8 protein-coding genes are annotated in these 12917 nt (G+C 72.4%); 3 read left to right on the top strand and 5 right to left on the bottom strand.

Annotated elements, in window-relative coordinates:
- Positions 1-12: 12 nt before the first annotated feature.
- Positions 13-1851 carry a CheR family methyltransferase gene (locus tag J2S43_RS39500; protein ID WP_306838271.1) on the top strand — a complete coding sequence of 613 codons (1839 nt, stop codon included), beginning with the start codon at positions 13-15 and terminating at the stop codon, positions 1849-1851.
- Between the two features lie 57 nt (positions 1852-1908).
- Entirely contained in the window at positions 1909-2625 is a 717-nt protein-coding gene (locus tag J2S43_RS39505) for an STAS domain-containing protein (RefSeq protein WP_306838274.1), read from the top strand.
- Positions 2626-2634: 9 nt separating this feature from the next.
- Here J2S43_RS39505 and J2S43_RS39510 read toward each other — a convergent pair whose 3' ends face one another.
- From J2S43_RS39510 to J2S43_RS39520, 3 genes are all read right to left on the bottom strand, one after another.
- On the bottom strand, positions 2635-3780 hold the full coding sequence (locus J2S43_RS39510) for a sigma-70 family RNA polymerase sigma factor (RefSeq protein WP_306838276.1): 1146 nt from the start codon (positions 3778-3780) through the stop codon (positions 2635-2637).
- A gap of 258 nt (positions 3781-4038) precedes the next feature.
- Positions 4039-8946: an SCO7613 C-terminal domain-containing membrane protein gene (locus J2S43_RS39515; protein ID WP_306838278.1), complete on the bottom strand. Its 4908-nt coding sequence runs from the start codon at positions 8944-8946 to the stop codon at positions 4039-4041.
- Positions 8947-9103: 157 nt separating this feature from the next.
- Complete coding sequence (locus tag J2S43_RS39520) at positions 9104-10531, bottom strand: UDP-glucose dehydrogenase family protein (protein WP_306838279.1); 1428 nt, start codon at positions 10529-10531, stop codon at positions 9104-9106.
- Between the two features lie 140 nt (positions 10532-10671).
- Between J2S43_RS39520 and J2S43_RS39525 the strand changes: the two genes are divergently transcribed.
- On the top strand, positions 10672-11835 hold the full coding sequence (locus J2S43_RS39525) for an acyl-CoA dehydrogenase family protein (RefSeq protein WP_306838280.1): 1164 nt from the start codon (positions 10672-10674) through the stop codon (positions 11833-11835).
- A 15-nt stretch (positions 11836-11850) separates the two neighbouring features.
- On the opposite strand, the gene J2S43_RS39530 is transcribed toward J2S43_RS39525, so the two are convergent.
- Positions 11851-12099: a hypothetical protein gene (locus J2S43_RS39530; protein WP_306838282.1), complete on the bottom strand. Its 249-nt coding sequence runs from the start codon at positions 12097-12099 to the stop codon at positions 11851-11853.
- A gap of 252 nt (positions 12100-12351) precedes the next feature.
- Positions 12352-12612 (bottom strand): hypothetical protein, encoded by a 261-nt coding sequence (locus J2S43_RS39535; RefSeq protein WP_306838284.1) that lies wholly within the window; start codon positions 12610-12612, stop codon positions 12352-12354.
- Positions 12613-12917 lie beyond the last annotated feature (305 nt).

The following is a 12917-nucleotide window of genomic DNA, read 5'->3' on the forward strand; positions in this document are numbered from 1 at the left end:
GAGAGGCGTGCTATGGACCAGGCCGAGCGGCAGTTCGAGGAGCTGCTGATCCATCTGAAGGAGGCACGCGGCTTCGACTTCACCGGCTACAAGCGGTCGAGCCTGGTGCGCCGGGTCGGCCGGCGGATGGCAGCACTGGAGATCACCGAGTACGCCGACTACGTCGACCACCTCCAGGTGTACCCGGACGAGTTCACCGCGTTGTTCAACACCATCCTGATCAACGTGACCTCGTTCTTCCGGGATCCGGAGGCGTGGGACAGCCTGCGCCGGTCCGTGCTGGAACCGCTGGTCGCGGCGAAGGGCCCGGACGCGCCGATCCGGCTGTGGAGCACCGGGTGCGCGTCCGGCGAGGAGGCCTACACGCTGGCGATCCTGCTCGGCGAGGTGCTCGGCGTGGAGCAGATGCGTGACCGGGTGAAGATCTACGCCACTGACGTGGACGAGGAGCAGCTGACCGAGGCGCGGCACGCCACCTACGACGCGACCGCGATCGCGTCGGTGCCGCCGGAGCTGGTCGCGAAGTACTTCGAGGCGGCCGGGCAGCGCTACCAGTTCCGGCCGGACCTGCGGCGGACGGTGATCTTCGGGCGCAACGATCTGGTCCAGGACGCGCCGATCTCCCGGATCGACGTGCTGACCTGCCGGAACACGCTGATGTACTTCACGCCGGAGACGCAGGCGCGAATCCTGGCCCGGTTCCACTTCGCGCTCGCCGACGGTGGCACGCTGTTCCTCGGCCGGGCCGAGACGCTGCGGCATCACGACGCGCTGTTCCTGCCGACCGACATCAAGCACCGGATCTTCCGGCGGACGCCGCGGGCCGCGTCCGGGTCGTCGTCGGCGGGTGGCTGGCAGCCGCCGGTCCCACGCGGCGCGGACGGCCGGGCCGGGGTCGACCAGCTGCGCAACGCCGCGATGCTGGCCAGCCCGGTCGCGCAGATCGTGGTCACCCCGGACGGGCTGGTCGCGCTCAGCAACCAGCAGGCCGAGCGGCTGTTCGGGGTGTCCGTGCGGGACGTGGGACGGCCGTTCCAGGACCTGGACGTCTCGTACCGGCCGGTGGAGCTGCGCCCCTACATCGAGCAGGCGCTGACCGAGCGCCGGACCGTGGGCCTGAAGGACGTGCGGCACCACTCGACATACTTCGAGGTGCAGGTCACGCCGCTGCGAGAGGGCGCGGCGGACCCGATCGGGGTGGCGGTGGTCTTCCAGGACGTGACCGCGGCGCGGAAGTTGCACGACGACCTGGAGACCGCGAACCGGGAGCTTGCGACCGCGTACGAGGAGTTGCAGTCCACGAACGAGGAGCTGGAGACGACGAACGAGGAGCTCCAGTCGACGGTCGAGGAGCTGGAGACGACGAACGAGGAGCTCCAGTCCACGAACGAGGAACTGGAGACGACGAACGAGGAGCTGGAGTCCACCAACGAGAAGCTGGAGTCCACCAACGGCGAGCTGCAGAACAGCAACGAGCGGCTGCGCCTGAGCACCGCGGAGCTGGACGGCGCGAACGCGTTCCTGGACGCGGTCCTGTCACACCTGCGCGCCGGCATCGTGGTGGTCGACCAGAGCCTGAAGATCCGCGCCTGGAACCGGCGGGCGGAGGACCTGTGGGGCCTGCGCTCGCACGAGGCGGTCGGCGAGCATCTGCTCAACCTCGACATCGGGCTGCCGGTCGACCGGCTGCGCCCGTTGATCCGGCAGTCACTCGGCGGCGAGACCGAGCCGGGTGAGATGCGGCTGGAGGCGGTCAACCGTCGTGGACGGCACCTCGCGGTGCGAGTAGCGTGCAGTCCCATGCTCGACGACGGGGTGCCGGTCGGCGCCATCCTCGTCATGGAGGAGTAGGGGTTCGGATGCCACCGGGCGGGTATTCAGCCGTGCTCCCATACGGAAGGTGCGGCCGTGCTGACGTGGACCGTCGATCCGGGCGATAGCCGCATCGTGGTGACGGTGTGCGGCGAGCTGTCCGTGAACGAGGCCGGCCGCCTGCGGACCGCCCTGCTCAAGTGCCTCGCGGAACAGCCGGAGGCGCTGCTCGTCGACCTGTCCGGGATGCGGGTGCCGGAGCCGTCCGCGCTGACCGTGTTCACCGCGGTGGTCCGGCAGGCGGCGACCTGGCCGGGCACGCCGGTGCTGCTCTGCGCGCCGGCGCCGGCCGTGGCCGAGCTGCTGGCCGGCGGCGGGTTCGGCAAGTTGACGATGGTGGCCGGCCTGGACGAGGCACGGTCGCTGCTCGACGCCGGCGATTCCGGGATGCTGATGGTCTCGGACGACCTGCTCCCGATCCGCGGCGCGTCCCGGCACGCGCGCGACGTGGTCACGGACGCGTGCATGCGGTGGTCGCTGCCGCAGCTGGTCGCGCCGGCCTCGGTGGTCGCGGGCGAGATGGTGGCGAACGTGATCGATCACGCCGGGACGATGATGACGTTGCGGGTGTCGCTGCGGCCTCGGTTCCTCTACGTGGCCGTGCGGGACGGTGTGTCCGAGCCGCCCGATCCGGTGCTGCCCCCGTTCCGCCCCGGATCCGGGCTCGCACTGATCAACGCGACCGCGACCCACTGGGGCTGGCTGCCGGCCGCGGACGGCAAGGCCGTCTGGGCCGCGCTCGCGCTCCGGTAGCGCGGTCGGTCACGACGCGCTGCCGCCCGCGCCCGGTCCCGTCTCGGCCGGGCGGAGCAGGAAGTCGAGGCCGGTCGCGGCCATCAGCTGGGCCAGATGCGGCGCGGTGCCGGCGACCCGCAGCCGCACCCCGCGGCCGTGCGCGGCGGTGTGCACGGCGACCAGCGCGCTCAGGCCGGCCGCGTCCATCGACGGCACGCCGGCCAGGTCCACCACCAGCGTGCTCGGCCGGCCCGCGCACAGCGCGGCGAGGAGGCGCGCGCGCAGCTCGGCCGCGTTGTCCCGGTCGACCTCGCCGTAGACCCGGGCGTGCCGGGCCCGGCCCGGCCCGCTGTGCAGCACGACCCGGACCTCCGGCTCGTCCGTCGTGCCCGGCCACGGTGGCACGGCGTCGCTGAGCAGCGCGGTTCGCAGCCAGGCGAGCGCGCGGGCGAGAAGCCGGGAGACCTGCATCTGCGAGACGCCGAACTGCTCGGCGATCTCCGCCTGGGTCAGGTTGCCCCAGTAGCGCAGCGCGAGCAGCCGGCGGTCCCGTTGCGGCATGCGCAGCAGCAGCCGGGTCATCGCGGCCCGGTCGTCGACCGCGGCCAGCGACGGGTCCGGCGCGCCGACCAGGTCGCCGAACTCGACGTCCTCGCCCGAGTCGAGCTGCCGGTTGAGCGAGACCGGCAGGTACGCGGCGAGGGACGTGCGCGCGTCCCGCACGTCCGCCTCGCCGACGCCGAGGAAGCAGGCCAGCTCGTCGTCGGTGGGCACGCGCGCGAACCGGGCGGCGAGCGTGCCGGTCGCGCGGTTCAGATCCAGGCCGAGGTCCTGCATGCGGCGCGGGACGTGCACGCCCCAGGTGTGGTCCCGGAAGTGCCGGCGCAGCTCGCCGCGGATGGTGACCACGGCGAACGCGGTGAACGAGCCGCGATCCGCGTCGTACCGATCGACGGTCTTGACCAGGCCGATCCGGGCGACCTGGTCGAGGTCCTCAGCCGGTTCGCCGCGGCCGTAGTAGCGGCTGGCCAGGCGGCCGGCGAACGGCAGAGAGTCGCGGATGAACTCGTCGCGCAGCCGGCGTCGCCCGGCCTCGTCCGCGGCCGCGCGGGCCCGGACGTAGTGTTCCGCGCGCGAGTCGAGGTCCTGATCCGCGCTGATCTGGTCGAGCATCGCGCCTCCTTCCTTCGCGCCGGGACCCGATGAGCTATCCGAAATTTAGTCCTCGTGCCGGCGTTCCGGCGGGATTTCCCCGATCGAGATTCGTGTGTACGGTTCCGCGGCCGGGACGTGCCCGGCTGCGCACTCGCGGGCTCTTCGCGACCACAACGGATCCGGCAGGGAGGCCGCCCGCGGCCGACCGGTGCCCGCGGGAGCTCTGGGAACGTGCCCAGCCGGAAGCGGGAATATGAAGTTGTCCTTGAATTTCGCCTACCGCATGCGGCCGATGTTGCCGCGGAAGGCCAGTGCCCGGCGCCGGTTCTCGTTCGTGGCGCCGAGGACGAGCAGCAGCAGACCGATCGGCACCAGGACGAGCCAGGCGCTGACCAGTGTGATGACGAAGTGCAGCGTGGCGATCGTGGTGACCACCGCGCCGATGACCAGCGGCGCCTGCTGCTGGTATCGGGAGCCGACGACCAGGCAGGCCAGCGCGCCGATGAGCAGCGCGACCTGCCGCACGCCGGTGGTCTCCCGGGAGATGACCAGCACCAGCGTGGGCAGGAACGCGGCGATCAGTGCGGGTCCGTACGCGTACCAGCTGCTCAGGTCCTCGCGGCGGCGCGACTCGAGCCAGCCGATGAGCAGCGCGAGCGCGGCGAACGGCAACGTGTACGCCTCCGGGAGCGCCACGTCCGCGACCACCATGAGCAGCAGCCACGCGCCGACCTCCAGGCCGACCGAGATCCAGAACAGCATTCGCCGCTCCGATTCGGCGCGCGGCCGGCTGGACGCCAGGCCGAGCACCGCTCCCCACGCGGCCAGCAGCGCGGCGACGTGCGGTGCGGAGTCGAACGCGAGCGTGATCGCCAGCACCGCGGCGGCGTAACCGGTCCACTCGACCGCGTACGCCTCGCGGACCGCCTCCGGGTCGCGCAGGCGCGGCAGCATCGCGCTGGCGATCAGCAGGCCGGCACCGACCGCGAGCACGCCGAACGCGGCCCAGTAGCGGTCCTGGCCCGCGGTGAGCACCAGCGTCACCACGAACAGCTGCGCCATGATCGCGGCGAACAGCCAGCCGAGGATGCGGGCGATCTCGACCCGCCCGCCGAGCGCGGCGACCAGGCCGACGCCGACCGCGGCGCCGAGCGTGAAGAGCGTGAGCGGCCGGGTGGCGAGCGCACCGGCGAGCCCGGCACCGCCGGCCAGCATGCCGATGACGAAGACGAGGATGCGCGACGCCCGCAGCGGGCGCGCCGCGGCGGTGTAGAGCGTGGGCGTGAGCGCGAGCCCGAGCATCGAGATGGTGAAGACCGCGAGCGCGGCCGTGGTCGAGGTCGGCCAGTTGTAGTCCAGCGCGATCGGCGTGATCAGGATCGTCGCCGCGAGGCCGGGCAGGATCACCGGCACGGACAGCAGCGGCCGGTTGCCGCTGAAGCCGAGCGCCGCGAGCGTGGCGACGCCGGTGAGCAGCAGCGCGGCCAGCACGCTGGTGCCGTCCAGCGGCCGGTCCGGCAGCGGGTCGAGCAGCGCCTCCACCGGGCCACCCCAGATCAACTGCAGCTGCTGGTACGGCGTGACCAGCGCGGCCACCAGGTACGGCAGGATCAGCACCAGCGCGATGATCGCCGGGATCGCGCCCGCGTAGAGCGCGCCCATCGCGGGGCTGACCGTCCACCGGCGGCTGACCGTCATCGCCCGGCTGAAGATGTCCTGGAACCGGCCGCTCGCGCTCGGCGACCACCGCTGCGCCGTGGTGACCACGCGCGCGGGCGGGTTGGTGCCGCCACGCAGCAGCTCCGCGAGCACGCCGAGCAGCGCGGCCGCGGCGGCGTAGAGCGCGGCCGGGTGGTCGGTCGGCAGCGACGCCAGCGCGGTGAGCGTGGCACCGGCGGTGACGCCGATCGACGTGTACGGCAGGTACTGCGGGATGTCGCGCGCGATCGTGGCCAGCACGGCCAGCCCGAGCGCGGACCCGGCCAGCGCGGACAGCAGCACCACGTCGACGTTCCGGCCGAGGTGCGCGGCGGTCGCGGCGAAGACGCCCGGCACGGCCAGCAGCACGCCGCCGGCACCGGCGCCGCCGATCAGGGCCAGGTGCCGGGGCAGCTCGATGCGCCCGGCCTCCAGGTCGCCGCCACCGGCACGCGCGGCCCGGACCCGCCGGGCGAGTGGGCCCTGGTCGCTGGCGAGCGTGGCCACCAGCACGCAGATCGCCGCGATCATGGCGAGCGCGGCCGCGGTGGTCCACGGCCGGACCACGCTGACGGCCGCGGCGTGCAGCGAGACCACGACCGCGGCGGCGAACCGGGCGTAACCGGCGGAGGGGACCGTGGTCAGCACGGCCGCGACGCCGTAGACGAGCGCGACCAGGCCACCGACCACGATCGGCGACCACCAGGGCCAGCCGAGCGCGGCCGGCGTGGCGACGGTGGCGAGCGCGACGCAGCCGGCGGCCGCGTTGTAGGCCAACGGCCGGTTCAGTGCGAGCGCCGCCGCGCCCGCGAGCATGAGCAGCGCGATCGGCACCTCGGCGCCGCCGGTGGAGGGGGACGGGGTCCACGAGGTGAGGTCCGCGTCCCAGAGCGAGCCGGACACCGCGAGCGCGCGCAGGCCGGCGCCGATCGCGAGGTAGCCGGCGATCGCGGCGACGACCGCGCCGGCCACGGTGACGCCCGCGGTCGGGCCGCGCCGCCAGTCGGCCGGCAGCAGCCAGGCACCGGCCGCGATGATCAGCACCATCAGCGCGGCCACGGCCAGCTGGGAGTCCGGGAACGCGATCGCGCCGACCCGGGCGAGCGCGCCGATCACCGCGACGGTGGCGGCGGCCGCGGCGACGTCCGCGCCGTCCAGCACCATGTCGGACCGGCGGCCGGAGTCTATCTGCGGGGTGAGGAACAGCAGCACGGCCGCGACCAGCAGCAGCGCGCCGACCAGCACGTCCGCTGGCGAGGTGTGCTCGGCACCGAAGCTGGCCGCGGCGACCGCGAGCGCGCCGAGCCCGGCGCCGATGGTGACCGGCAGGCTGATCGCGCGCTGCGCGACCTGGTTGACCGCGGCGTAGCCGAGCGTGACCGACACGGCGAGGAAGCTGGCGGCCAGGATCGGCAGCGTGTCGCCGGGCGCGTCGGTCGCGGAGACCGCGGCCACGGCGGACGCGACCGCGCCGGGGAACGCGAACGCGGCGCCGCCCCGGGCCCAGTCGCCGATCACCCAGGCGAAGAGCCGTTCCCGCGGGATCAGCTGCGAGCCGACCGCGATCATGACGCCCGCGCCGGCCAGCGCGGTGAGCACGGCCGCGGTCAGCCAGGGCCGGGACACGGCGGCACCGGCACCGGCGACGCCGACCACGGCGGCCGCGATGACGTGCGCGTAGGCGCCGTTCCGGGTGCGTGCGGCGAGCCCGGCCAGGCCGATGCCGATCGCGCCGACCACCAGCGGCCAGGGCGCCTCCGACCAGGGCAGCTCAAGCGACGCGGGCACGGTCAGCGCGGTCACGGCCACGCCGGCGACCGCGCTCTCGTAGCGGACCTCCGCGGGCAGCGCCAGCGCGGCCGCGATCGTGATGAACAGCGCGCTCAGCGCCAGCTGCCAGTCGGGGAAGTTCGCGAACTCCGCCAGGTCGGCCGAGTATGCGGTCAGGTCGGTGCCCCACGGCGGCAGCGCGGCGCGGACCGGCGCGATCGCGGCCGGGATCGCGGCGATCGCCACCACGAGCGTCAGCACGGTCAGCGCGACCGCGGACGCCAGCTGCGGGCCGCGGCGCAGGTGCGCGGGGAGCATCCGGACGCCGACGCCGGTCACCGCGACCGCGGCCGCGATCACGACGAGCGCGCGGCCGGGGACCGCGACCGCGGCGATCCGGGCGATCGCGCCGATCACCGCGAGCGTCATCGCGCCGGTCGCGAGGTCGCGCAGGCCGGGGCGGCGCAGCAGCATCGCGCCGGCCAGCCCGGCACCGGCGGCGAGCAGCAGGACCAGTGCCGACCGGTACGCCGCGGACGGCGTGCCCGCCCGGAGCACCGCGACCGTGGCGAAGAGGAGCGCGACCACGACCGCCACGCCGAACAGCGCCCAGATCAGCTCCGTCAGGTAGCGGCCGGAGGGCGGTGCCGTGCTCCGCTGCGGCGTCTCCGCGTGCAGCACCGCGTCGGGCTCCTCGTCGGCACCCTCCGGACGCTCACCGGACCGGCGCGGCGGCGGCACCGTGACCGTGCGGCCCCGGGGCCAGGTGGGGGCGAGCGTGCCGAAGCGGAGCAGCACCCGGGTCAGCGCGAGGTCGAGCAGCGCGACCAGCGTGAAGATCAGTGCCCAGCCGGTGGCGCTGTTGCCGGCGGCCTGGGACAGCAGCAGCGGCAGGACCGGCTGCAGCGCGAGGACCATCGCGTAGCGCGGGGTGGCCAGCGAGGTCATGCCGGCGTAGAACGCGGCGACGCCGGCCGTCACCGCGAACGTCACGCCCAGGAAGATCTCGTCGGACACGGCGCTGCCGCCGAACGCCTGGACCTCGTGGATCGCGTAACCGCCCAGCGGGACCAGCACGATGCCGATCGCCGAGATCGTCTCCGCGGTGGAGCTGAGGCCGCGCCGCTCCACCACCGGTGCGAGCGCGAGCATGGCCAGCGCCGCGATCAGCAGGACCACCACGCGCGCGACGGAGTCGACGTTGCCGATCGCGACCGCGACGAAGACGACGGCCGCGGTGCCGAGCACCAGCCAGGCGAGGCCGAGAATGAGGTTCTGCACCGAACGGGACGAGGTCTCCGCGTGCTCCGGCCGGGGCGCGTCGTCGTCCAGCGGGGCCACCCGTGGGCGGCTGCCGGGTGGCGGGGGCAGCGGCGGCTCGTCCATCACCGCGGTGCGCGCGCCGGCCTGCGGGGACGCGGCGGGCCGGGCCGGGCGGCGGCGGGTGCGCCGGGTCTGGGTGCGGGCCTTCTCCTGCGCCTTCTCCCGCACCGTGTTGGCGGCGCGCAGCGTGTCGCGCTGGAACATCGCGGTGTTCAGGTCAGCCGCGAGCTGCGCGCGCTCCTTGGCGAGCTTCATGTCGCGCTGCTTCAGCTCGGCCATGGCCGCGTCGATCCGGGAGATCTCCTCCTGGAACGTGTTCACGTGTCCGCAGTAGGGGCAGCGCACCGCGGGGTTGATCTGCCGGCCGCAGGAAGCGCAAGGATAGGTTGCCACGCGTCACCCTCCACGTTCACTTCCGCAATCGCCCTCATAGGAAGCATGCCGAAACGACCCTCGTGTTGGGTAGCCCTGACGATCTATTTCCACGCGAGCGGGCACGAAAACGGCCGGGGTTCCCGCGGAACCCCGGCCGTGGTGAAGCGTTGATCCGTTACGGGCGGCCCATGCCCCGGTACTCCCAGCCGGCCGCGACCCACGCCGTGTTGTCCAGGCAGTTCCGGCCGTCGATGACCTTCTTGCCCTTGGCGATCTCGCCGAGCGCGACCGGGTCGGCGTTGCGGAACTCGGCCCACTCGGTCAGCACGCAGACCAGGTCGGCGTCCTGCACGGCCGCGTTCATGCTGTCCTCGTACGTCACCGTGGGCAGCGCGCGGGCGGCGTTCTCGTTGCCCTGCGGGTCGTAGGTGTGCACGTCCGCGCCGGCCTTGCGCAGCAGCGCCGCGACCGCGAGCGCGGGGGCGTCGCGCACGTCGTCGGAGTTCGGCTTGAAGGTGGCGCCGAGCACCGCGATCTTCGTGCCGGACAGGTCCGGGCCGGCCGGGCCGAAGCGGCGGCCGAGCAGGTCCGCCGCGACCTGCAGCACCTTGGTGCGGCGGCGCAGGTTGATCAGGTCGACCTCGTGCAGGAAGCGCAGCGCCTCGCCGGCACCCAGCTCCTGGGCCCGCGCCTGGAACGCGCGGATGTCCTTCGGCAGGCAGCCACCGCCGAAGCCGACGCCGGCCTGGAGGAAGCGGTTGCCGATGCGCGGGTCGTAGCCGATCGCCTTGGAGAGCTGGGTGACGTCGGCGCCGGCGACCTCGCAGACCTCGGCCATCGCGTTGATGAAGGAGATCTTGGTGGCCAGGAACGCGTTCGCGGCGACCTTGACCAGCTCGGCGGTGGCGAAGTCGGTGACCACCATCGGGACCTCGCGGTCCTCCGTGGCGGCCAGGTCGAAGACGCCCTTGTGCGCGGCGAAGAGCATGCTGTTCGCCCAGTCGGTCTTGACGCCGACCACGATGCGGTTCGGGCGGAGCACGTCCTCGACCGCGAAGCCCTCCTGGAGGAACTCGGGGCTCCAGGCGACCTCGATGCCGAGCTCGGGGTCGGCGTGCTTGCCGACCAGCTGCTCGATCCACTCGGCGGTGCCGACCGGGACGGTCGACTTGCCGACGATCAGCGCCTTGCGCGTGATGTGCTGGGAGAGGCCGCTCACGGCCGCCTCGACGTAGGAGAGGTCCGCGCCCATTCCGTCGGCGCGCTGCGGGGTGCCCACGCAGATGAAGTGCACGTCACCGTGCTCGGCCGTCTCGGCGTAGTCGGTGGTGAACCGCAGCCGGCCGGAGGCGAGGTTGCGACGCAGCAGCTCGTCCAGGCCGGGCTCGTGGAACGGCACCGAACCGGCGGACAGCTTCGCGATCTTGGCCTCGTCCACATCGAAGCCCACCACCTCGTAGCCCAGCTCCGCGAAGCAGATCGCGTAGGTGGCACCGAGGTAGCCAGTGCCGAGGAAGGTCAACCTCGGCCGGGGCGAGCCGGACGGCGGGGTCACCGGGGCAATCGCCTGCACGGACTGGCTGGTGGGGTAGGGGATCGTCACGCCTTTTCTCCGCTCACAGCATGTTTCGGCCTTGGGCGCAGGCGACAATAGTCAGGGTTCCTACGCGTCGGTAACAAGGATCTGAATGACGGTCGGTATCCTCGCATCCGCGCAGGTCGCTAGCAAAGGGAAGGGCCGCAATGTCGACAATCCCATCGTTCGATGCGTATCAGCTGCCTGAAGATCATGATGCGGTACGTGAAGCAGTTCGCGCGGTGTGTGACGCCAAAGTCGCACCAAACGCGGCCGAAGCGGACGAAAAGGCCGAGTTTCCGGTGGCTTCCTACGACGCGCTGCGCGCCGCGGATTTTCACGCACCTCACATCCCGGAGCGGTTCGGCGGCGCCGGTGCGGACGCGCTCGCGACCGCCATCGTGATCGAGGAGGTGGCTCGCGCCTGCGCCTCGTCCTCGCTGATCCCGGCGGTGAACAAGCTCGGCACCATGCCGTTGTTGCTGGCAGCGTCGGTTTCTCTCCAGGAGCGTTACCTCCGTCCGGTCGCGGCCGGGGAAGCGATGTTCAGCTACTGCCTGTCCGAACCGGAGGCGGGCAGCGACGCCGCGTCGATGACCACCCGCGCTGAACGTGACGGCGATCACTATGTGCTCAACGGTGCCAAGCGATGGATCACCAATGCCGGCGTCTCCGACTTCTACACGGTCTTCGCGGTCACCGACCCGGCCGCTCGTTCCCGCGGCATTTCCGCTTTTGTCGTAGAAAAGTCGGACAATGGTGTTTCTTTTGGTGCGCCGGAGAAGAAGCTCGGCATCAAGGGCTCGCCGACCCGCGAGGTCTACCTCGACAACGTGCGCATCCCGGCGGACCGCATGATCGGCGACCCCGGCACCGGATTCGGCACCGCCATGCGCACGCTCGACCACACCCGCGTCACGATCGCGGCCCAGGCCGTCGGCATCGCGCAGGGCGCGCTGGACTTCGCGCTCGGCTACGTCAAGGAGCGCCGGCAGTTCGGCCGCGCGATCGCCGACTTCCAGGGCATCCAGTTCATGCTCGCCGACATGGGCATGAAGCTGGAGGCGGCCCGCCAGCTCACCTACGTCGCCGCCGGCAAGTCCGAGCGCGGCGACGCCGACCTCACCTACTTCGGCGCCGCGGCCAAGTGCTTCGCCTCCGACGCCGCCATGGACATCACCACCGACGCCGTCCAGCTCCTCGGCGGCTACGGCTACACCCACGACTACCCCGTCGAACGCATGATGCGCGACGCCAAGATCACCCAGATTTACGAGGGCACGAATCAAGTGCAGCGAATCGTGATGTCGCGGCAGCTCCTCAAGGGCTAGGCGTTCGTGCATGGATCATGGTGCTGCCCAGACAGTGATCTCTAGGGCCGGGTAGTTGCCGTTCAGGCCGATGACCTTGTCTTTGACCTGGACGGCGGCGAGGAGACTGCGCCCGGTATAGCAGAAGGCGTCGCCGCGCCCGAGGTGCATGGTGCGGGTAAATCTGGTGTTGGCTGCGCAGGCTTCAAAGCTGACGGCGGCCGGATCGGCGAGATGAGCGAGTCGGCCGCCGTCGCTTGAGGAGACGAGTCCGACGCTCGGCATGACAAGGCTGGCATCTCCAGGAACCCCTGGCCGTGGTCGCTGGGCTCCAACGCCCTCCCTGCGAAGAAGCCGCCCACGGCGACCAGTGCAGCGATAAGTGTGGCCATCGCGGATATCCGGCCGGGATATCCGCGATGGAGCCGGATCGTCCATGTCGCGGCAGCCGCTCAACGGCTGAGACGCCTCAGCCGGATCGGGCGCGTTGCTGCCGGGCCCGCAAGCCTGGCAGCAACGCGCGGAGGCGGGCCGCGGCTACAGGTACTGGCCGCTCGCCGCGGTGTCCTGGCGCGCCACCCGCACCGACACCACATTGGAAAGATTGACGAGCACCGCGTTCTCCTCCGCCTCCCGGTTGTACCGGGCGCGGGTGAGGATCAGCGTGCGCCGCTCGTCCAGGGCTCGGGCGATCGCCTCGATCGCCTCGTCGGGATCGGAGAAGTCACTGGTCAGCACGGAGACATCCTCGCCGCCCACCGGGTGGAACCGGATGATCATCTCAGTATTGTCGGACACGGTCGTCTCCTTCCGGACCGGCCGGGTCACGGCCGTCGCTCGGTGCGGCGGGCGCTGCTTCGTGCCGGTCGTTCCTCGGCGTCCTACCGACGGTACTGCCGTGGCGCCGAAGCGGTCCGGATTCTCCGCGCGCCTCGTGCGGTAACCGTCCTGCGGGGGCCGCGTGCCCCGAGCGGGCCGGGGCGCCGAGCGGGCCGGGGCGCCGCGCGGGCCGGGGCGCCGCGCGGGCCGGGGCGCCGAGCGGGAACGCGAGGATCTGCACGGGCGGCAGGACGATCGGCGGCCCGGCGAGGTAACCGATGCGT

Source organism: Catenuloplanes nepalensis (assembly GCF_030811575.1).
In the GTDB taxonomy this organism is placed as follows: domain Bacteria; phylum Actinomycetota; class Actinomycetes; order Mycobacteriales; family Micromonosporaceae; genus Catenuloplanes; species Catenuloplanes nepalensis.